Source organism: Pseudomonas fluorescens, from assembly GCF_004683905.1.
GTDB lineage: Bacteria > Pseudomonadota > Gammaproteobacteria > Pseudomonadales > Pseudomonadaceae > Aquipseudomonas > Aquipseudomonas putida_A.
This window is the reverse complement of sequence record NZ_CP038438.1, coordinates 547,080-568,549: the sequence shown is the minus strand read 5'-3', so window position 1 is coordinate 568,549 and position 21,470 is coordinate 547,080. Positions and strand designations below refer to the sequence as shown.

Genomic DNA, 21,470 nt, shown 5'->3' with positions numbered 1-21,470 from the left:
TCCAAGCGACTATTTGATCAACCTGCCCAGCCCATCCAGCAACCGCTGCAACGCTCCCTGATTACGGCGCATCACCGCCAGCCCGGCCTCGGCCATGCGTTGCGCATCGCGCGGCAATTCGAACAGGCGCTGCACTTCCACCGCCAGCCCTTCGGCATCATCCACTTCGGCCAGCGCACCGGCCTCGCGCAACTGCGCGGCGATGTCGAGGAAGTTGAACAGATGCGGGCCGCTGAGCACCGGTTTTGCCAGTGCCGCCGGCTCCAGCAGGTTATGCCCGCCGTTGGGCACCAGGCTGCCGCCGACGAAAGCACTGTCAGCCAGCGCATAGAGAAACAGCAGTTCGCCCATGGTGTCGCCAAGCAGCACTGAAGTGTCCGCTTCGACGTTGGCACCGGTGGAACGGCGCACCGTGGCAAAGCCTTCACGCTGGCACAACTCGAACACCGAGTTGAAGCGCTCGGGATGGCGCGGCACCAGAATCAGCAGCGCATTCGGGTAGTTCGCCAGCAGCCGACGATGGGCGTCGAGCACGACCTCGTCTTCGCCTTCGTGGGTGCTGGCGGCGATCCATACCGGGCGCTCCAGCGCTTGCCACTGCCCGCGCAGCTCAGCGGCACGTTGCAGCAGTTGCGGGTCGATGGTCAGATCGAACTTGATCGAACCGGTGACTTCAACCGTCTGCGGGCGGGCGCCGAGATCGCGGAACCGTTGGGCTTCGGCTTCGGTCTGCACCGCAAAAAAACTCATTTCAGCGAGCATCGGCGCGGTCAGCTTGCTGAAGCGGCCATAGCCTCGGGCCGAGCGCTCGGACAATCGCCCGTTGGCCAGCGCCACCGGAATCCCGCGCTTGGCGCACTGATGGATGTGGTTGGGCCACAGTTCGGTTTCCATGATCACCGCCAGTTTCGGTTTGGCGTGATCAAGAAAACGCGCCGCTGCGCACGGCAAGTCATAGGGCAGATAGCAATGCTGGATGCGCGGCTCGTTGGCGAACAGTGCCTGAATCCGTTCCGATCCGGTCGGCGTCATGCAGGTCACGGTGATCGGCAGCTGTGGATAACGCTGCAGCAAGGCGCGAATCATCGGCGCGGCGGCAATGCTTTCGCCCACAGACACCGCGTGCACCCAGATCCCGCCGGGTTGCAGTCGCGGCATCCCGTAAGAGAAGCGCTCGCCAATCCGCTTGGCATACGCCGGGGCCTTGCGCGAGCGCAGCCACAGCCGAATCGCCACCAATGGCAGCCCCAGGTAAAACAGCGCGGTGTAGAGAGTTCTATTCATGGCGGCGGAGTTTATCGACTTTTGTCGCCAATCGCCCGCAAGTGCACGGCAAAACGTTCGGCCAGCCAGCGCGCAGCCGGGCCGAGGGGTTCATCCCGGCGCCAGACCAGCTCCACCACCAACGCCGGCGGGGTCCATTCGCTGTCCAGTTCGACCATCAGGCCGTGATAGGCCGAATACTGCACCACATGCCGGGGTAGCCAGGCCCACCCCAGATCCCGCACCAACCATTCGGCCATCACGTAGAAACTGTCAGCGCGCCAGACTTGCGGGCTAGCCGGTTCGTTGCCGGGGTAGACGCTGGTTTGCGTCGACATCAGCAATTGCCGATGCTGTGCCAGTTGCTGGCAGGTGACATAGGACTGCGTCGCCAGCGGATGATTGATCCCGCAGACGGTGACCATTTCTACCCGGCCCAGTACCCGTCGTTCCAACGCTTCGGGGATTTCATCGTGATAGAACAGCAGGCCCAGATCAGCGCGACGCTCGACCAGTTTGCGTGCGACTTCACCCTGGGCGGCGCTGGTCAGTTGCACTTCGAGGCTGGGAAATTGCTCGGCCAGCGCATCGAAGCTTTCCACCAGTGCCTGATACGGCATCGCTTCATCCTGCGCCACGCGCAACTGCGCTTCCTGGCCGCGCATCATTGCCATCGCCCGACCATTGAGGCGCTCGCATTGGCGCAGCACTTCCCGGGCTTCTTCGAGCAGGGCTTCGCCCGCTTCGGTGAGCCTGGGTGAGCGACCACTGCTACGCTCGAACAGGCTGACTCCCAAATCGTCTTCCAGCATGGCAATCGCACTGCTGATCGCCGACTGTGCCTTGCGTTGCTGGCGCGCCACGGCAGAAAACGAGCGCTGTTCGGCGACGCTGACGAAGGCGCGCAGTTGTTCCAGATTCCACAGGGTATTCATGCTGCAACCCATCTTCAAAACAGATAGGTAATGACTTTACCCCATCTGAAGAGCGACTAGAATGCCGCCTCAGCAAGCAACGTTTTACATGAGGATCTACACATGAACGCCTACGCCTTTCTGGCCATCGCCATCTGCGCCGAAGTGATCGCCACCGTTTCGATGAAAGCGGTCAAAGGCTTGAGCACCCCGCTGCCGCTGATTCTGGTGATCGTCGGCTACGGGATTGCCTTCTGGATGCTGACGCTGGTGGTGCGCACTGTACCGGTGGGAGTCGCCTACGCCGTGTGGGCGGGCATGGGCATCGTCATGGTCAGCGTCGCAGCGCTGTTCATTTATGGGCAGAAGCTGGACGTGCCGGCGATGCTCGGAATGGCGCTGATCGTGCTCGGCGTGGTGGTCATCCAGCTGTTCTCCAAGACTGCCGGGCACTGATTTGCAGTAACGCAAATCCCCTGTGGAAGCGGGCTTGCTCGCGAAGGCGGTGTGGCAACAACATTTCTGTTAACTGACACACCGCATTCGCGAGCAAGCCCGCTCCCACATTTGGTTTTGCATCTGCCCTGTTGATCATCGACAAATCCCGCTCTTTCCCGAGTCTGTATACTGCGCCCTCGTCTTGAACACTGAGGTCGTTGCATGCCATCCGTTATTTCCACCGACGTTCTGATTGTCGGCGCTGGTGTCGCCGGCCTCTGGCTGAACGCGCGTCTGCGCCGTCAGGGTTTTTCGACCGTGCTGGTGGAAAGCGCCAGTCTCGGCGGCGGGCAGAGCGTGAAGTCCCAGGGCATCATCCACGGCGGCGCCAAGTATGCGCTGCACGGTGCGCTGACCGGCGCCTCGGAAGCCATCGCCGACATGCCGCGCCGCTGGCGTGAAGCGCTGGCCGGCAACGGCGAGCTGGACCTGTCCGGCGTGCGCCTGTTGTCCGAAGCGCATTACCTGTGGTCGCCCGGCACCCTCGCCGGCAACCTCACCAGTTTCTTCGCCAGCAAAGCCGTGCGTGGCCGGGTCGATCAGGTCAAGGGCGATCAACTGCCGCCGGCCCTGCAAGACAAGCGCTTCAAGGGCAAGGTCTATCGCCTCGCCGAACTGGTGGTTGACGTGCCGAGCCTGATCCAGCGCCTGGCCGATCTGGCCGGTGACGGCCTGCTCGCCGGGCAAACCATCGAGCCGCTGCTGGAAGCCGGTGTGCTGGTCGGCCTGAAGGTCGACGGTCGCGAAATCCACGCCCAACGCATCGTCCTCAGTGCCGGCGCCGGCACTGCCCGATTGCTGGAAGACCTGGGCCTGACCCATCCGCAGATGCAACGCCGACCGCTGCACATGATCATCGCCAAAGGCCCAAGCCTGAAGCCGCTGTACGCTCACTGCCTGGGCGGCGGCACCAAGCCGCGCATCACCGTCACCACCCACCCGGCCGCTGATGGCAACTGGGTGTGGTACCTGGGCGGCGACATTGCCGAAAGCGATGGCGTGGCCCGCGAACCTGCCGAGCAGATCGCCACCGCGCAGAAAGAGCTCGGCCAGTTGCTGCCATGGATCGATCTGAGCCAGGTGCAATGGGCGACCTTGCGCGTGGATCGTGCCGAGCCGCTGCAAACCGGCCTGAGCCGGCCGGACAACGCCTTCCTCGCCGAGCAGGGTCGCCTGCTGGTGGGCTGGCCGACCAAACTCGCACTGGCGCCGGACTTCGCCGACCGGGTCATCGCTGCGCTGGACCGCGACGGCATCCAGCCGCAACCGGCCGAGCCATTACCGGCACTGCCAAAACCACCGATGGGCGTTCCAGCCTGGGAGCAACTGTTGCCATGAGCGTAGCGACCCTGCACGAACTGCATCGCCCCTTGGGCAGCACCGGCCTGATGGTTTCACCGCTGGGCCTGGGCACGGTCAAACTTGGCCGCGACCAAGGCGTGAAATACCCCAACGGTTTCCAGATCCCCGACGATGACGCGGCACGCATGCTGCTCAAGCAGGCCAAAGGGTTGGGCATCAACCTGATCGACACCGCCCCGGCCTACGGTCGCAGCGAAGAACGCCTCGGCCCGTTGTTGCGCGGCCAGCGGCAGGATTGGGTAATCGTCAGCAAGGTCGGTGAAGAGTTTGCCGACGGCCTGTCGCGCCATGACTTCAGTGCGGCGCATACGCGGATGTCGGTGGAGCGCAGCCTGCAACGTCTTGAAACCGATTTTATCGACCTGGTGCTGGTGCACTCCGACGGCAACGACATGGCCATCCTCGAACACGAAGAGGTCTACGCTACCCTCGCTGCACTCAAGGCCGAGGGCAAGATTCGCGGTTTCGGCTTCTCCGGCAAAACGGTCGAGGGCGGACTCAAGGCGCTGGAGCAAGGGGACTGCGCGATGGTCACCTACAATCTGAACGAACAGAACGAGAAGGCAGTCATTGACTATGCTGCTGCCCACGGCAAAGCCATTCTGGTGAAAAAAGCCCTGGCCAGCGGCCATGTATGCCTGAGTCCGGGCGTGGATCCGGTGCGCGCCAGCTTCGAGTTGTTGTTCCAGCAGCCCGGCGTGGCCAGTGCTATTGTCGGGACGATCAATCCGCTGCACCTCGCCCATAACGTTGCGACCGTTGCCCAGGTCCTTCGTGGTCACTGACGCCGCCCCGCGGCCTTAAGCAGGAGCCGACATGCCGCGCACGCTCATCAGAAAGAACCCGAGCAACTTCAAGACGCTGCCGCTGTTCGTCGAGGCCACGCCCGAAGGCCTGACGTATCAGAGCGTCGGCATGCCGCTGAATTTCGCCCAGACCCTGCAGCGGCGCAAACCGGTGAGCGTGGCGGATGCCGAGCGCTTTGCGGTGGAACTGGCCAACCTCGGGGTCTCTGTGCGCCTGACCCTGCACTGGCAGAATCGCGATTACTGGGTACTGGTGCGCCAGCGTCGGCAGGATCGCGGCGACGTCGTGCTCAAGCTGATTTCCGGTTACGTGCCTGCTCAAGAACTGAACATCCCGCTGCACACAGCGATTCAGGAAATCGCCGAAGAGTGTCTGCTGGAAACCCCGGAAGGCTGGCTCGGCGGGCGCTTCAACGACACCTGGCTACCGGCGCCCTACGCCTCCGCCCTGCATTATCGCGAGGCCCTGCCGTTTCGCCTGACGCCGCAGTCCGGCTCGGCGCGGCCGGTGCGCTGCGCCAATCTGCAATTGCTCGAACGACCACGGGCCTACGTGCATCTGCCGACAGCATCGCTGCAACTGATCTACGACTTGCGCCTGGACGTGCCCAAGGAAGCCAAATCCCTGAGTCTGTTTCACGTCGATGAACGCCTGGAAGGTGATCAACTGGTGGCGCGACTGGACCGCAAGCGCCCGGATTTGTACCTGATGCCGTTGCAGGACGGCGAACCGCTGGCCGAGCTGTATACCTTGAAGAAAGGTCAGCTGTCTCCGGCGGGCACGCGCGGTCTGTATCTGGCCGAAAGCTTTGCCAGACAGGATGGCTGGCTGGTGCGTGACGAGCGGATTCGCTGGAAGGACTGGTTACGCCAACAAGGCCTGACCCCGCCGGAGAAACCCACGGGACTGGCGCGGTTGCGCGGCAAGGCCAGGCAATTGCTGAAGAAGATCGTACCGCGCAAGAAAGTCAGTTCCTGAAAAGCAAAAGATCGCCGCCTGCGGCAGCTCTACAATGGAATGCATTTCCCTGTAGGAGCTGCCGCAGGCTGCGATCTTTTGGCTTTATTGACCGCGGATTTTTTCCACGATCGCCGTGGTCGAGCTGTTTTCCACCAGACCCAGCACTTTCACCGTGCCGCCGTAAGCCTTGACGATATCGGCACCAACAACCTGGTCGATACCGTAATCACCGCCCTTGACCAGCACATCCGGCTTGACCTCGCGCAGCAGGTTTTCCGGGGTGCCTTCGGGGAAGCTGATCACCCAGTCCACCGCACCGAGGCCGGCGAGTACCGCCATGCGCCGGTCGACACTGTTGATCGGACGTCCCGGCCCCTTCAGGCGGCTGACGGAGGCGTCATCATTGATCGCCACGATCAGACGGTCGCCCTGGGCGCGCGCCTGCTCGAGGTAGGTCACGTGCCCGGCATGCAGAATGTCGAAGCAGCCGTTGGTGAAGACGATACGCTCGTTATGCGCACGGGCATCGGCCACTGCCAGCACCAGCTGTTCCAGACCTAGCACCCCACGCTCCGAACCTTCTTCACGCTGAATCGCGCGGCGCAGTTCCGGGGCGCTGATCGCCGCAGTACCGAGTTTGCCGACCACGATGCCCGCCGCCAGATTGGCCAGCGCCACCGCGTGCGGCAGTTCTTCACCGGCAGCGATCGCCGCCGCCAGCGTGGAAATCACCGTGTCGCCGGCACCGGTCACGTCGAACACTTCACGGGCACGGGCCGGCAAGTGCAGCGCCGGATGCTCCGGACGCAGCAGGGTCATGCCGTGTTCACCACGGGTGACCAGCAGCGCGCCGAGCTCGAGATCGTGCATCAGGGTCGCGCCCTTGCTCACCAGTTCGTGCTCATCGGCGCAACCGCCGACGATGGCTTCGAATTCGCTGAGGTTCGGCGTGATCAGACTGGCGCCACGGTAGATCGAAAAATCCTTGCCCTTGGGATCGGCCAGCACCGGAATGCCTTTGGCACGGGCCGCCTGAATCAGGGCCTGATGGTTCTTCAGCGCGCCTTTGCCGTAGTCCGACAGCACCAGCACCTTGATGCCTTCGAGCAGATCATCGACCTGCGAGGCCAGGGCCAGCGCATCGGTGGCAAACGGTTCTTCAAAGTCGATACGCAGCAACTGCTGGTGCCGGCTCATGACCCGCAGTTTGACGATGGTCGGCTGGTGCGCGATGCGCTGGAACAGGGCACGCACGCCCGCGCCCTTGAGACTGTTGCTCAGGCTGTCGGCGGCTTCATCGTCGCCGGTCACACCGACCAGTGACGCCGGCGCGCCCAGCGCGGCAATGTTCAAGGCAACGTTGGCAGCACCGCCCGGGCGGTCTTCGATTTGCTCGACTTTTACGACCGGTACCGGTGCCTCAGGGGAAATCCGTGAGGTTCCACCATGCCAGTAACGGTCGAGCATGACATCGCCGACCACCAAGACTGGGGCTTGATCGAATCGCGGCATGGACAACTTCATGGAGCAACCCACATACAAAATGAACAGGGGCGCGATATTAACACAGGGTTGGCGCAGGCTTGCGTGCAGCCTGCAACAGGATGAAACAGTCCGTTACTTTGCTCATTTTTTGAGCACCAGTGCCGCCAGTTGTCCACAGGCTTCGGACAATTCCAGCGCCTCGGTGGCGATTTGCCACTCGGCTGCCAATGGCGCTTCGTAAGGACTGTCCACGCCCGTAAAGTGCGTGATCCGGCCTTCCCGTACGGCCTGATACAGACCTTTCGGATCGCGCCGGGCGCAGACTTCCAGCGAAGTGCTGACGTGCACTTCAATGAATTCATCCTGGGCAAACAGCCTGCGCGCGGCGTCGCGTTCGGCGCGGAACGGCGAAATGGCCGCAACGATCACAATCAGCCCGGCGTCGACCATCAACCGCGCCACCTCGGCCATACGCCGGATGTTTTCCCGGCGGCAGAGATCGCTCATGCCCAGGTCGCGGCACAGGCCATTGCGCACATTGTCGCCATCGAGCAAAAACGTGTGCAGACCCGACGCATGCAGGTGCAGTTCGAGGGCATTGGCCAGGGTTGACTTGCCGGCGCCGGAAAATCCGGTCAACCACAGGCAGCGTGGGTGTTGTGCCTTGAGCGCTGCCCGGGCCTGGTGCGAGAGCGCCAGACCGTAAGGCCGAATGGCGAGCTTCTGTAGCGGCAGTGACAGGGACTCATTCATACCCGAGCAACTCGTAATCACGCTGATAAACCCGACGTACCAGACGCCGGGTGCGCACCGAACAGAACTCGCGCGCCGGCATCGATTGCCGTTCCCGCGAGCCGTTGACGTGAGGCAACTCGCCAGTCAGCCCCAACTGTTCGCAAACCAGACGAAAATCCCGCGTCAGGTGTTCCTGATAACCGATGAAGTCCAGCGCCAGATGCCCCAGCGAGTCCGTCAGAAAGTCGGTCTGCGCCGCAAAGTGCAATTGCCGGGCAATCGTTTCCGGATGCAGCCAGCGCGCGACAAAATCGTCGAAATCCCGGTACTGCCGCACCAGCCGTTGCGCCATATGGTCACGCGCGCTCAACTCGTTGCCACGCAAAAAGGCGTAGGCCGAATAGGCACGTTCCAGCGGGTCGCGAACAAAAGCGAACTTGAAGGCGTTGGCGAACTGCTCGGGAAACTGCTCTTCATACCAATACAGCGGCAAGTGCCCGGGTCGCCAGCCGTCGAACAGCGCCGTGCAAACGCTGCTGCCGGCGCATTTCGGAACATGGATAAACAGGCAGGAGCGCTGCTGGAAGGCCTGAGGAAACGTCAGGTTGGCCGACATCGACTTGTTCACCACCTGCCGATCGACCACCGACAGGCGCCCGAGCAGAAAGGCCCGCTGCGGCTTGGGCAGCAGTTTCCAGAGATAGCGTTGCAGCATGAAAGCACCCGCGCGACGGGGATGGCCCCCTCGATGGAAGTCAGAGTTCGTTGAGGAACCTTAACAAGCGCGGTGCCCGGTTTTATTCCGGTTTGGTCAAGAAGGGTAAAGGTCTGGATACAAACGACTGTGGGAGCGAGCAGGCTCGCTCCCACAGGGCAGGGCCTGGAGTCAGGCGATATCTTCGGCCGGGGCATCGAGGCCCATGGCGTTGAGGCGCGCATAGTAACCATTTTGCGCCAGCAACTGGTCGTGGGTGCCGCGCTCGACGATGCGCCCCTGATCCATGACCAGAATCAGGTCGGCCTTCTCGATGGTCGACAGACGGTGAGCGATCACCAGCGTGGTACGCCCCTTCATCACCTGATCCAGTGCCGCCTGAATGTGCCGTTCGGACTCGGTGTCGAGTGCCGAGGTGGCCTCGTCGAGAATCAGCAGCGGTGCATTCTTCAGCAACGCACGGGCAATCGCCAGACGCTGGCGCTGGCCACCGGAAAGCAAGACGCCGTTCTCGCCGACCTGAGTGTCCAGGCCTTGCGGCAACTGCGAAATGAAGTCCATCGCGTAGGCATCACGCGCGGCTTTTTCAATGTCTTCACGCGGCGCACCGGCCAGATCGCCATAAGCGATGTTGTTGGCCACGGTGTCGCTGAACAAAGTGACGTGCTGAGTCACCTGAGCGATGTGACGACGCAGGTTGAGCAGTTTGTACTGTTCGACTTCCACATCGTCGATGAGGATTTCGCCCTTGTCGTGGTGATAGAAACGCGGAATCAGGTTGGCCAGCGTCGACTTGCCGCTGCCCGAACGCCCGACCAGTGCGACCATCTGCCCTGGCTGGACCGAGAAACTGATGTCGTCCAGCACCTGGCGTTCGGTGCCAGGGTAGGTGAAGCTGAGGTTGCGCACGTCCAGACGGCCACTCACCGCATCGCGCTCGACGGTGCCGGTATCGACTTCCGGCTCGACATCCAGTTGCTCGAAAATGCTCTCGGCACCGGCCACGCCTTTCTGAATGGTCGAGCTGACTTCGGACAATTGACGGATCGGCTTGGGCAGCAGGCCCGCCAGCGTGATGTAGGCGACCATGTCACCGGCCGAGGCGTCACCGCGCAGGTACAGCACCAGGAACATCAGCACGGCCATGGCGGTGTAGATCACCAGTTGCAGCATCGGCGTATAGATCGCACCCGTGCGAGTCATGCGCAGTTGCTTGTCGGTGTTGCCCTGGCTGGCATCGAGGAAGCGCTTTTCTTCATAGGCCTCGCCGCCGAAGCTGCGAACCACGCGATAACCCTGGATGGTTTCCGAGGCCACATGCGTGACATCGCCCATCGCCAGCTGGATCTTCTTGCTCTGCTTGCGGAATTTTTTGCTGGCGGTGCGCACCATTACGGCGATCAGCGGCAGGATCGCCACCATCACCAGGGTCAGCTTCCAGTTCATGAACAACAGCGAGGCAAACAGGAAGATCACCGTCATGCCTTCACGGATTACGACCTTGATCGCATCTGTTGCCGCCCCCGTGACCATCGTCACGTTGAAGGTGATACGCGAAATCAGATGACCGGAGTTATGCTTGTCGAAATAGCGGTTAGGCAGCACCAACAGGTTGTTGAACAACTGCACACGCAAGTCATGCACCAGCCCGAGAGAAACCTTGGCCAGGAAATAGTTGCCCAGATAGGAGCCCAGTCCCTGCCACGCGGCGATCAGGATGATCAACAGCGGCACGGCCTGCAGCAGCTGCAGGTCACGCAGATAGGGCACGGAGGGAAACAGCACCGCTTCAGGGTTGGACAGGCCATCGACAAAGTACTTGAGGATGTAGCCAAGCATCGGTTGCGTCGAGGCGAAAATCAGAAAGCCGACGATGCTGATCAGGAACAGACTGATGTACGGCCGGACATAGCCGAGCAGGCGGAAGTAGATTTTCAAGCTCGATGGGCTTGCGGCGGGACTGGAATCGGTCATATCACGCGAAAGTCGATAAAAAGGACGCTGACTTTAGCACAGCTTCTTCAGGGTTCTGGCAATCGGCGAAAGGCTGTTATTGTTATGCACCTCTTCTGCATCAAATAGCCATCACTCGAATGGTCGATCAACCTCAGGAATGAATCTCACAGCATGCAACTTCGCGGCTTCAGCAGTACGTCCAATCGGATTTTCGATTTCATTAGCCTGTGGATTCTTCCCACCGGTTTTTTCCTGCTCCTGTGCGCGCTGTTCTTCTTGCCGGGTCGAAGTCTGCATCACAAGTTGTTCTATGGCCTGTTCAGCATTCCGACACTGATCGCGCTGTGCCTGCGCCCGCGCGAACTCAAGGAGCTGCTGCGCGAGCCGATTTTCATCGCGGTTCTGCTGTTCGCCGCCTGGGCATTGCTCAGCCTCGCCTGGGGGCCGGGCGGGGAGCCGCTCGGCGGAATGTTCAAGCCGCCACTGCATACCTTGCTGCTGTTTGCCGGCTGCTACCTGCTGGTGCGCTACCGCAGCGACATCCTGCAACCCTTGCTGTTCGGCGCCGCGCTGGTCGCGCTGATTGCCACGACCATTTTCCTGTTCATGTTCGCCCGGGTTTATGAGCCGGGCATGCGCCTGATCGGCGGTGGTGCCTTCGATAACCCGTTGCTCAGCTCGCACCTGTTCGGCTTCTTCAGTGCCTACTGGCTGAGCGTGACCATGACCTGCAAACGTCGCCAGATGATGTGGCTCAGCTTGCCGGCGATGGCAATCATGTTCATGGCCGTGATCGGCACCGGTTCCCGGACGCCGTTGGTGGCACTGACCATGGCGGCGCTGTGGCTGTGTTTCATCTGCTGGAACAAGCGCTCGGTGGGGTTACTGATCGCGCTGGTCCTGAGCGGCGTAGCAGTCATTACGCAGTTTTCGCAGATGATCACCGAACGTGGCGACTCCTATCGTCTGGAAATCTGGCAGAAGGTACTGCACATGATTGCCGATCATCCATGGATCGGTCATGGCTACAGCGCCAGCCTTGCCGTAGACCCCGGTAACGGCATCAGCTTTCAGGAGCCGCACAGCTTTATCCTGGGTGTGCTGTATTACGTCGGCATCATCGGCTTGCTGCCCTGGTTGTTCTTCCTGCTGTGGGGCCTGCTGAGCAGTTGGCGCCAGCGTGTGCAGCCACTGCTGATCATTGCCTCGACCTGGCTGGTATTCGGTATCGGCGCCGGGCTGACCGAAGGCGGCGGGATCATTTCGCGGCCCAAGGAACACTGGTTCCTGTTGTGGATCCCGCTGGCACTGATCGCGGCGCTGAGCATCAATCAACGCGCGCGGCGCCTCTTGACCCAGCCGGTGCAAAAGCTTGCTACCGCTGATCTGGAGCACATGAGCAGCACGGCCCAGATCATTGAAGAAGATGGCCTCGGCCCGAAAGTCCTGCGCCTGACCGACGGCAGTTTCCTCAAGCTGTTCCGCCGTCGCCGCTGGTACACCTCCGGCAGCTTCAATCCCTACTCCGAACGTTTCGCGGTCAACAGCGAACAACTGCGTCAGATGGGCATCCCGACCCCGCAAATATTGAATCTGTACCGTCTCGACGATGGCAGCAGCGCTGTGCATTACGCGCCGTTGCCGGGGCACACGCTGCGTCAGGTGCTGCAGAGCATTACCGCTCCTGCGGTGCGCCAGGCGCTGGTGGAGCGCTTTGGCAAATTCATGGCGCAACTGCACGAGAAAGGCGTTTATTTCCGCTCGCTGCACCTGGGCAACGTACTGGTACTGGAAGACGGCGAGTTCGGCTTGATCGATCTGGCCGACCTGCGCATCTACCCTACCCCGCTCAGTCTTTCCCTGCGCCAACGCAATTTGCGTCATATGCAACGTTACACTGTCGACAAACGCTGGCTGTTCGAGGATCACCTCGATGCGTTGCTCCAGGGGTACGCCGTGACGGCGTCCAAATCCGCGGTTGAAAATCTGCACAGGCAAGTGCTGGCCGGCAACACCCCGGCTCGGGTTCATTGATGATCGAAACCAATCCGCTTATCGCGCTGGCAGCCTATCTGCTGGCCATCGTCACTTCCGCCCTGCTGTTGCGTGCGGTGCCGAAAATCGCTCGGCACCTGCAGCATTCCGGCGAAAGTCGATATGCCAGCATCGACGGCCTGCGTGGCTATCTGGCGTTTGGTGTGTTCGTGCACCACTCGGTCATCACCTGGATTTTCCTGCGCACCGGGGTGATCGACTTTCCGCCGAGCAACTTCTATTCGATGCTCGGTCAGGGCAGCGTCGCGCTGTTCTTCATGATCACCGGTTTTCTGTTCTGGAGCCGCCTGCTCGCGCAGGGACGCAACCATGACTGGCTGGCGTTCGGCGTGTCACGGGTATTTCGCCTGTATCCGCTTTATCTGCCGCTGATGCTGCTGGTGTTCGTCTCGATCTTCCACTTGCAGGACTGGCAAATGAAGGAGCCTGGCCTGGAGCTGTTCAAACAGATCCTCGCCTGGCTGACGTTCGACCGCCCGGACATCAACCAGTACCGCCACTCCGGCATGCTGATATCCAACGTCACCTGGACGCTGGCCTATGAGGTGTTTTTCTACATGGCGCTGCCATTGGCCGGGCTGGTGTTCATCTACCGCGGCAGCTGGTTGCAGGTGGTGCTGTGCCTGATCGGCATCTACACGCTGTACCAGGTCATCGGCTGGGAACATTCGCTGAAGAAACACTTTCTGGCGAGCTTCCTCGGTGGCATCGCCGCCGCCTACTGGATTCGCCGACCGGCGCTCGTGGCGTGGAGCCAGTCGCGTCTGGCGAGCATCATCGCCGTGCTCGCGCTGTTGATCGCGTTCACCGCGTTCAGTCGGGCATTCAAGACTGCACCGCTGTTTCTGCTGGGGTTGTTTTTTGTGATCGTCGCGTCCGGCAATAATCTGTTCGGCGCGCTGAAACCACGCAGCATTCGCTGGCTCGGCGAAATCAGCTACAGCACCTATCTGCTGCACGGGTTCGTTCTATGGCTGATGGTGCAACGGCTGCCGCTGCTGCTGAATATCGATGCGCGGGAAACGGCGGTGTACCTGCCCCTGGTGGCCGTCTGCACGTGCTTGCTGATTCTGATCAGCAGCGCGACGTTCCTCTATATCGAGCAGCCGGGCATGGCTGCCGGCAAGAAGGTTGTGCATTGGCTGCGCCAGCGTCAGAAGGGCGAAAAGCGCCTGCCGGAGAAGGTCGCCCGCTGAGCGCGAGCGACCGCTGCCTCAGTCCTTTTCCAGCGGGGAAAAGAGCAGGCGCCCCAAGCCGCGCCAGGTCTTCTTGTTCCAGGCCTTGAACGGGATCTGCGCCAGCAGCTCCCTTGCCAGTTTGCGATTGCGGTTGGCGGTCTTGAGGAACATCGAGTTAAGCGCCTTGAAGCGCACTTCGTCGTACAGCGGATGATCGCTGAACAGCGCATAGGTGCGCAGGATGTTCTCGATCATGAAGCGATGATTCTTGTACGAGTTGGTGGCGTGCTTGCGGTAACGCGCCATCACCACGTTCAAACCGTCGATGAAGTAGCCAGCACGGGTCACCTTGAGCTCGATGTACAGGTCTTCAAGACGAATCGTCGGATCGAACCCTCCCACCTTTTCCAGCGCCTCACGACGGATCATCAGCGTCGGCGCTGGCGGATACGGCTTGCGTTCAAGAAACATGTCGTCGAAATCGAGGCGGCGAAACGGCACGTCGCGGCGCTGACGCTTCTCTGGATACAGGCTGCCGTCGGCGTGCATCAGCTCGATATTGCCGGCACAGATACCGACTTCAGGCTTGCCGTCCATGTACGCCACCTGGGTGGCAATACGTTCGGGGTACATGATGTCGTCGGAGCCGAACGGCACAATCAGGCTGCCCTTCGAGCGGGCGATCGCGCCGTTGAGGGTATTGGTCAGGCCCTGATTCTGCTGCACACGGAAATCGAAGCCGTACTGCGCCTGCAACGCGCTGATGCGCTCGACGCTGTCGTCCTTCGAACCGTCGTCGACCACCAGCAACTCGATGTTCTTGTAGCTCTGGTTGAGGACACTGAGGATGCTCTCCTCGATGTACGGGCCGTGGTTGTACGAGGCGATGATCACGGTGACGAGGGCGTTGGCTTCGCTCATGACTCTTTCTTCGCTCACGGTTTTCTCTTCGCTCACGGCTGTTCCTTGCGGGCCTGCTCCAGGCCGGAGTCGATCAGGTCCAGATATTCCTGACGGAACACCTCGATGTCGTGTTGTTCCTGCAGATAACGGTAGGCCTGTTCGCCCTTGGCCTTGAGCTCGTCGTCCGACAGCGCCAGATAGTTATCCAGCGCGGCGACCAGACTCGGCACGTCCTTGGGCGTGATCGTCAGACCACCGGCTCCTTCGATCAGCGGCAACATTGCCGGCACGTTCGAGGCAATCACCGGAAGGTGTCCGCTCATGCCTTCGAGCAACGCCAGGCCCAGGCCTTCGGCCAGCGACGGCATGGTCCAGATGTCGAACGCACGCACGTATTGCAGAGCGTTTTCCTTGAAGCCCAGCAGGTGCGCGCGACCGCTCAGGCCCAGTTGCTCGATCTCGGCCGCCAGCGGTGCCTGCAGGCGTCCGGCACCGATGATCGCCAACTGGGTGTTCGGGTATTTGTCTTTCAGCGCGGCAAAGGCTTGCAGCAGATAGGTGTGGCCCTTGACCGACACCAGCCGCCCCAGTGCGCCAATCAAGCGCACATTCGGGTCGAGGCCCAACAGCTCACGAGCTTTTTCGCGGCTGTGTTGCAAGCCCTCGGCCTGCTCGATGTCGATGGCATTGGTGATGGCGTAGGTGTTCTGGTCGGTAAAGCCGCAATCGCAATCGAGCAGGTACTGTTTGACCGCTGGCGACACACCGACGAAGCGCCAGTGCCGATCGATCAGACGCTGGGTCTGACGACGCCGGTAAAAGCGATCGTATTCGCCGAAACCGTGGGAGATGCCAATGCACAGCGGCACCTTCAACCAGCGGTTGAGCGCGAGCATCATGTTCACCGGTTTGAAGCGGTTGCAGATCACCACGTCGAACTTTTCCCGGCGGCAGAACTTGTACAACTGCCACATCGCCCGCAGGCGCATGCCCTTGAGCGACTTGTCGGAAAACTCGAAGTACACCGAATGGTCGGCGCGGCTCACCGGCTCGCCCGGCCCCGGTTTGCCGCGCAGGAAAGCCGCGGTGATCTCATAGCGCTCGCTCGGCAATGCCTTGACGATCTGCTCGGCGAGGTCGGCAAAGTCATGGGCTTTGACGTTGTAGTCGGGTTGCAGCTGCAACACCTTGAACCGTTGACTCATGACTCTCCCCGCTGGACGCCTGTCTCACCGTGCCTCAGTAGCCAGAACAACTCCTGGCGCCTGACTGCTTTTCGAAAAAATTCGTTTTCGCCGTACACCGACCCAGCCCGCCCGGCGAGCACACGCTGGATAACCCGGCGCAGGCGACGCTTGAACGGTGCCGGCGGCTGCAGGTCATGCATCATGCCCAGCGCCATGGCCTTGTCCCGTTGCAACTCGATGGACAGCGGCAGGCACAGCGGCTGCATCGGCACCGCCGAATCGAAGGACGGCGGCAAGGCAATGCCCTGCCCGGTGTTGCCCATCGGCCAGCGGTCGTTGTCGTGCAAGTGGTTGGCGTAACCGAGCAGCGTCGGCTGCCAGTCGAGGCCTTGGAGCGCCTGCAAAACCGCTTGCTGGGCGCAGATATGGTCAGGGTGCGGATCGAGGGTCGGATGCGGCAGCACGATCACGTCAGGACGCGCGCGCAACAGCACTTCACGCAAGTCGGCCAGCAGGTTGTTCCAAGTCGGCGCGCCGTCGGCATCGCCCGGCAGAGTGAACGGATTCAACTGACGAAACAGGCGCGTGTCGTTCAGGTCGGCTTCGCGCGAGCCCACCGCCTGATTCGGCGCAGCCTGCATCGCCGCCAGTTGCAGGCAAAAGTAACCGAGTTGCACGCAGTGTTCCTGCGGCACACCGGCCCAACGCGGCACGGCGAGGCTGTCCCAGGCACGCAGACGGCCCTTGAGCCGCGCGGCCTCGACCTTGCTCATGCCCATCTGCTGATAATGTTCGGCTTCGATCTCGCCAGCGGTCAGGGTGACGATCCAGGCTTCGTCGGCCTGGCTGTACAAGCCATAGGCGGCCAGCTCGGCATCGTCGGCGTGCGGGGCGATCACCATCACCCGCTGACGGCGATAGTCCGGTTGCTCCAGTGCCCACAGCACCGGCTCGCCGGAGACCCGGCAGAAGCGCCCGCGCAAGCGCAACTGGCCTTGCGCCAGAGCTTGCGCCTGACCGCTGAGGTTCAGGTAACGCAGGCCATTGACCCCGCGCTCGAAGGTTTGCGAATCCGGATGCGTCCCGCCGAGCAGTTCGACGCGCGGATCAAAGAACCGTCCCAGCCAGGTGCTTTTAACCTTTACCGCGAGGATCAACGTCGCTTCGTCGACCAGCATCACGCCTTCATCCAGACGCAATTGCTCGCCGCTCAAATGCACCTTCGGCTGCGGTGTAAACGGCGGAAAGCTGTACTGGTAATCGTCTTTCGGCGAATAGAACAGGTGATCGGCAAACCACGCTTCATGGGCGACCCAGCCAACCACCGCGAGCACCAGCGGTAACCACCACGCGACCAGCACACCGAGCGCGATCAACACGATCAGGGCGATCAGCAAGGTAATGCGTTTATTGCGACGATGACGCTTGAGCAGTTGCTGTTTGCGGCTCATGGGCTGACTCATACGGTGAACACCGGCACAGGATTGCACCAGCGATCCTTGTATTCACGGTCGGCGCGACCGAAGGAAAACCGCAGCGGCTTGTTCAGTGCTCGCGCGTGTTCCCAGGCACTTTGCGTATTGAGGAAGCTCAACACGCTGCCGGGGCTGAACTCGCGAGTTTCGGGATCGACGCCGCCGTTGATGTACTCGACGCTGATCCACTCCGGCGCTTCGACGCGGTACACCAGTTGAATGGCGATCGGCGCATCATTGAGGTAGATCACCGAGCCAATCAGCAGTTCGCGCAGCAGCTCGATGACTTCGGCCATGCGCGCCGCGCCGGTGGCCGGGAAGCCCCAGCGGCGCTGGAACAGATCACAGTAGATCGCCGCCAGTTCGGCACTGGAGAACTCGGCAACCGGACGCACCACGCCACCCGCCTCCTCCAGCAGGCGCAGTTCGCGGCGCTGGTTGTAGCGGAACTTCTTCGACAGTTCTTCGGGGGTGCGGGCCATGGCCAGTTGTTCGGTCTGCAACTTGAGGCCGCTGAAGCGGTTTTCGTTGAGCGCCGACAGATAGCGTGCGCGATGGCGCAGCGGCACCTGGGCATCGACCGCGGCCGGCAGGATCAGTTCGGCATTGCCGAGGTCGAACAGACCTTTCTTGCCATTGCGCTTGAGCACGTCTTTGGACAATGCCAGATCGCGGCCCCAGGTCGGGATCGCCGCTTTGACTTCGCCGTCCTGTTCCCAGGCCAGATAACGCACCGGGATGCCGGCCAGATCAGCCAGACGCTCGACTACCAAAGGATGCGTCGCGACGCTGCCGCCAAAACGCTGCCAGGCGCTGGCATAGGTGGAGGCGTCAACGGGCGACCAGCCACGTTCGCGCCAGCCTTGAAATCGGTTGAGCATCAGCCCCTCGGTGCCAGATCGGTAACTTGCGGCAGACGCCAGAAGGTGTCGCGCACCGCACGGTCGGAGAAACGCTCACGCAGGCGATCGAGCATCAGCTCGGCGCCCTGCCGGCGCTGCTGATCATCCATACCGGCCAAATGTTGCAGGCCTTGTGCAAGGTGTTCGGCATCGCCCAGCGGGAACAGAATCCCCACGCCTTCGACCACTTCCTTGGCCCCGCCACAGGCCGTGGCGAGCAAAGGCACGCCGGCCGCCATGGCCTCCAGCAGCACCATGCCGAACGGTTCGTGATCGGAGCTCAGGGCAAACACATCGAAGGCGCGGAAGTAATTGCGCGCGTCCGGCACCTGACCGAGAAACAACACCCGATCACCGATGCCCAGTTCGCGCGCCAGCTCCTTGAGATCCTGTTCCAGACGGCCCTTGCCGAGAATCACCAGCTGACTGTTGCCCGGCAGACCGGGTAACGCCGCGGCAAAACCGTGCAGCAAGGTGGCCTGATCCTTGTCCGGGTGCAGCCGTCCGACGTTGCCGACAATGAACGCATCCGCCGCCAGACCGAGGGTCTCGCGGGCCTCGCGGGCCGACACCTGACTGGCCTGCAAGGCCGGCACATCGATGCGGTTGTACAAGGTCTGGATGCGAGTGGACGGCCATTTCGGCAGGCAGCGCCGCATGTCGTCGCGCACGGCATCGGAGACGCCGAGCAGACTCAGACGCTTGCGGAAAATGTGCGCGAACAGCTTGCGCGTGCCGCGTTTGTAATCGTCAAACGCGTGGTGCACGCCAATCACCGGCAGCGACGTGCCGAGCAAGGCGATGTAGATCGGCTTGAAGCGATGGGCGATGCAGAAACTGAAATTGCGTGAAGCGGCGATCTTGCGCAGATCGCCGATAGCGCCCAGCTTCAGGCCACGAATGGCCTTGGAGCTGTATTCCATGAACAACACTTCATCGGAAGCACACGCTGCGGCCACCTCGCTATCGGCGGCCCCGGTCAGAAAGACCGTGGTCACCCGATAACCGGTGCCCGCGAACAGGCTGGCGTACTGCCGTGCGCAGTCGAGGAACGGCCCGTCATAGCCGTGACAGAACTGCAGCACATGGCGTTCAGCCGAGCGAGTCATAAGCGTTTGCGCCCTCTTTGACCACCAGAATGTCTTCCATGATCAGGTACTGCAGATCGGAGCCGAAGAACATGTTCAGGGCGTCGGTCGGCGAGCAGATCATCGGCTCACCACGACGGTTCAGCGAGGTGTTCAGCGACACGCCGTTGCCGGTGAGGCTTTCCAGCGCCTTCATCATGTCGTAGTAGCGCGGGTTGTATTCGCGCTTGAGGACCTGGGCACGGGAAGTGCCGTCTTCGTGGACGACTTCCGGCACGCGGGTCTTCCACTCTTCCGCCACTTCGAACGTGAAGGTCATGAACGGCGCCGGGTGATCGATCTTGATCATCTGCGGTGCAACAGTGTCGAGCATCGACGGGCAGAAAGGCCTCCAGCGCTCGCGGAACTTGATCTGGTGGTTGATCCGGTCAGCCACACCGGCCACGCTCGGGCAACCGATGATCGAACGACCACCGAGCGCACGCGGACCGAACTCCATGCGGCCCTGGAACCAGGCCACCGGGTTACCATCGACCATGATCTTGGCGATCTGCTCCGGCATGTTGTCGAGCTTGCGCCAGGTCGGCTTGTTCTCGTGACGGGCGCACGCGGCAATCACGTCTTCGTTGCTGTACGACGGGCCGAGGTAGACGTGTTCCATCTTCTCGACCGGTACGCCACGGGCGTGGGACACATAGGCTGCTGCGCCGACCGCGGTGCCGGCATCGCCGGACGCAGGCTGGACGAACAGTTCCTTGATGTCATCGCGGGCGATGATTTTCTGGTTCAGCTTGACGTTCAACGCACAGCCACCGGCGAAGGCCAGCTTGCCGGTTTCCTTGAGCACATCGCCCAGGTAGTAGTCGATCATCTGCAGCGCCAGTTTCTCGAACAGCGCTTGCATGCTGGCGGCGTAGTGGATGTACGGCTCGTCGGCGATGTCGCCCTCACGCTTCGGACCCAGCCACTCGATCAGCTTCGGCGAGAAGTAGAAGCCTTTGCCCTTCTCTTTATAGCGACGCAGGCCGATCACGTTGGCGTAGTCGGTGTTGATCACCAGCTCGCCGTTCTCGAACGAGGCCAGACGCGAGAAATCGTATTTGCTGGCATCGCCGTACGGCGCCATGCCCATGACCTTGAACTCACCGTCGAGCATCTCGAAACCGAGGAACTCGGTGATCGCGCCGTACAGGCCGCCGAGGGAGTCCGGATCGAAGAATTCCTTGATCTTGTGGATCTTGCCGTTTTCGCCATAACCGAAGAAGGTCGTGGCGTACTCGCCTTTGCCGTCGATGCCGAGGATCGCGGTTTTCTCTTTGAAACCCGAGCAGTGGTAGGCGCTGGAGGCGTGAGCGAGGTGGTGCTCGACCGGCTCGATCTTGATCTTCTTCGGATCAAAACCCAGCTGCTCCAGGCACCAGACGATCTTGTTGCGATAGCGCTTGTAGCGACGGTTGCCCATCAGGATCGCATCGAGGGCGCGATCCGGTGCGTACCAGTAACGCTTGGCATAGTGCCAGCGGGCCTTGCCGAACAGGCTGATCGGGGCGAACGGAATCGCCACCACGTCAACGTCGGACGGCTTGATACCGGCCTGTTCCAGGCAGAACTTCGCCGATTCGTAGGGCATGCGGTTCTTTGCATGCTTATCGCGGACGAAGCGCTCTTCTTCAGCCGCCGCCACCAGCTTGCCGTCGATGTACAAGGCGGCTGAAGGGTCATGGCTAAGGGCGCCGGACAGGCCAAGAATCGTCAATGCCACAGGGTCTAGCCTCTTTAGTCTGCATTCAGGCGCGATGCGCCTTGAAAATTGATGTGCCCTCGCACCGGGCGAGAGACAGCTAAAGGGCGGGATTATAGCGTAAAAGCGCCGACAAGCCTCTAGCGGAACTGGCCGGCCTTTGCGTTGACACTCCCGAGCCTCTCAACATAGACTTCCGTGCAAATGGGCTGGGGGATCCCGGTCGGCGCTAATGCCTCGGTGAGA

18 protein-coding genes are annotated in these 21,470 nt (G+C 61.5%); 6 read left to right on the top strand and 12 right to left on the bottom strand.

Annotated elements, in window-relative coordinates; genetic code table 11:
- Window positions 1-9 precede the first annotated feature (9 nt).
- Complete coding sequence (gene waaA, locus E4T63_RS02525; protein ID WP_135294826.1) at window positions 10-1,284, bottom strand: lipid IV(A) 3-deoxy-D-manno-octulosonic acid transferase; 1,275 nt, start codon at window positions 1,282-1,284, stop codon at window positions 10-12.
- Window positions 1,285-1,295: 11 nt separating this feature from the next.
- On the bottom strand, window positions 1,296-2,198 hold the full coding sequence (locus E4T63_RS02520; RefSeq protein WP_027611386.1) for a LysR family transcriptional regulator: 903 nt from the start codon (window positions 2,196-2,198) through the stop codon (window positions 1,296-1,298).
- A gap of 102 nt (window positions 2,199-2,300) precedes the next feature.
- On the opposite strand from E4T63_RS02520, the gene E4T63_RS02515 reads away from it, so the two are divergent.
- From E4T63_RS02515 to E4T63_RS02500, 4 genes are all read left to right on the top strand, one after another.
- The gene (locus E4T63_RS02515) at window positions 2,301-2,633 is read left to right on the top strand and encodes a DMT family transporter (RefSeq protein ID WP_003221050.1); all 333 of its coding nucleotides are present in this window, start codon (window positions 2,301-2,303) and stop codon (window positions 2,631-2,633) included.
- 204 nt (window positions 2,634-2,837) lie between these two features.
- Window positions 2,838-4,013 carry an NAD(P)/FAD-dependent oxidoreductase gene (locus E4T63_RS02510; protein WP_135294825.1) on the top strand — a complete coding sequence of 392 codons (1,176 nt, stop codon included), beginning with the start codon at window positions 2,838-2,840 and terminating at the stop codon, window positions 4,011-4,013.
- The gene (locus tag E4T63_RS02505; RefSeq protein WP_134785287.1) at window positions 4,010-4,822 is read left to right on the top strand and encodes an aldo/keto reductase; all 813 of its coding nucleotides are present in this window, start codon (window positions 4,010-4,012) and stop codon (window positions 4,820-4,822) included. Before E4T63_RS02510 ends, E4T63_RS02505 begins: the two co-directional genes overlap by 4 nt.
- 31 nt (window positions 4,823-4,853) lie before the next feature.
- Window positions 4,854-5,822 carry a hypothetical protein gene (locus E4T63_RS02500; RefSeq protein ID WP_027611383.1) on the top strand — a complete coding sequence of 323 codons (969 nt, stop codon included), beginning with the start codon at window positions 4,854-4,856 and terminating at the stop codon, window positions 5,820-5,822.
- A gap of 84 nt (window positions 5,823-5,906) precedes the next feature.
- Here the strand turns inward: E4T63_RS02500 and hldE are convergent, their stop codons facing one another.
- The 4 genes from hldE to msbA all read right to left on the bottom strand — a co-directional run bounded on the left by hldE (window position 5,907) and on the right by msbA (window position 10,713).
- On the bottom strand, window positions 5,907-7,328 hold the full coding sequence (gene hldE, locus E4T63_RS02495) for a bifunctional D-glycero-beta-D-manno-heptose-7-phosphate kinase/D-glycero-beta-D-manno-heptose 1-phosphate adenylyltransferase HldE (RefSeq protein WP_007967376.1): 1,422 nt from the start codon (window positions 7,326-7,328) through the stop codon (window positions 5,907-5,909).
- A 102-nt stretch (window positions 7,329-7,430) separates the two neighbouring features.
- Entirely contained in the window at window positions 7,431-8,042 is a 612-nt protein-coding gene (cysC, locus tag E4T63_RS02485) for an adenylyl-sulfate kinase (RefSeq protein ID WP_135294823.1), read from the bottom strand.
- Window positions 8,035-8,739, bottom strand: a complete 705-nt coding sequence (locus tag E4T63_RS02480; protein ID WP_096794740.1) for a sulfotransferase family 2 domain-containing protein — start codon at window positions 8,737-8,739, stop codon at window positions 8,035-8,037. Before E4T63_RS02480 ends, cysC begins: the two co-directional genes overlap by 8 nt.
- 171 nt (window positions 8,740-8,910) lie before the next feature.
- Entirely contained in the window at window positions 8,911-10,713 is a 1,803-nt protein-coding gene (msbA, locus tag E4T63_RS02475; RefSeq protein ID WP_027611379.1) for a lipid A export permease/ATP-binding protein MsbA, read from the bottom strand.
- 153 nt (window positions 10,714-10,866) lie between these two features.
- On the opposite strand from msbA, the gene E4T63_RS02470 reads away from it, so the two are divergent.
- Together E4T63_RS02470 and E4T63_RS02465 are read left to right on the top strand one after the other, a co-directional pair.
- A complete protein-coding gene (locus E4T63_RS02470; protein WP_135294822.1) occupies window positions 10,867-12,729 on the top strand; it encodes a bifunctional O-antigen ligase/aminoglycoside phosphotransferase family protein in 1,863 nt (620 codons plus the stop codon).
- Window positions 12,729-13,946 (top strand): acyltransferase family protein, encoded by a 1,218-nt coding sequence (locus E4T63_RS02465; protein WP_135294821.1) that lies wholly within the window; start codon window positions 12,729-12,731, stop codon window positions 13,944-13,946. The genes E4T63_RS02470 and E4T63_RS02465 overlap by 1 nt, the downstream gene beginning before the upstream one ends.
- Before the next feature lie 18 nt (window positions 13,947-13,964).
- On the opposite strand, the gene E4T63_RS02460 is transcribed toward E4T63_RS02465, so the two are convergent.
- Genes E4T63_RS02460 through E4T63_RS02435 form a run of 6 tightly spaced genes read right to left on the bottom strand, consistent with a single transcriptional unit; the run spans window position 13,965 to window position 21,245 of the window.
- A complete protein-coding gene (locus tag E4T63_RS02460; RefSeq protein ID WP_027611376.1) occupies window positions 13,965-14,849 on the bottom strand; it encodes a glycosyltransferase in 885 nt (294 codons plus the stop codon).
- A 32-nt stretch (window positions 14,850-14,881) separates the two neighbouring features.
- On the bottom strand, window positions 14,882-16,036 hold the full coding sequence (locus tag E4T63_RS02455; protein ID WP_135294820.1) for a glycosyltransferase family 4 protein: 1,155 nt from the start codon (window positions 16,034-16,036) through the stop codon (window positions 14,882-14,884).
- Window positions 16,033-17,469: a PIG-L family deacetylase gene (locus tag E4T63_RS02450; RefSeq protein ID WP_135294819.1), complete on the bottom strand. Its 1,437-nt coding sequence runs from the start codon at window positions 17,467-17,469 to the stop codon at window positions 16,033-16,035. Before E4T63_RS02450 ends, E4T63_RS02455 begins: the two co-directional genes overlap by 4 nt.
- 8 nt (window positions 17,470-17,477) lie before the next feature.
- Window positions 17,478-18,374, bottom strand: a complete 897-nt coding sequence (locus E4T63_RS02445; protein ID WP_135294818.1) for an antimicrobial resistance protein Mig-14 — start codon at window positions 18,372-18,374, stop codon at window positions 17,478-17,480.
- Window positions 18,374-19,504 carry a glycosyltransferase gene (locus E4T63_RS02440; RefSeq protein ID WP_135294817.1) on the bottom strand — a complete coding sequence of 377 codons (1,131 nt, stop codon included), beginning with the start codon at window positions 19,502-19,504 and terminating at the stop codon, window positions 18,374-18,376. The genes E4T63_RS02445 and E4T63_RS02440 overlap by 1 nt, the downstream gene beginning before the upstream one ends.
- On the bottom strand, window positions 19,488-21,245 hold the full coding sequence (locus E4T63_RS02435) for a carbamoyltransferase family protein (RefSeq protein ID WP_135294816.1): 1,758 nt from the start codon (window positions 21,243-21,245) through the stop codon (window positions 19,488-19,490). Before E4T63_RS02435 ends, E4T63_RS02440 begins: the two co-directional genes overlap by 17 nt.
- Window positions 21,246-21,470: the final 225 nt, after the last annotated feature.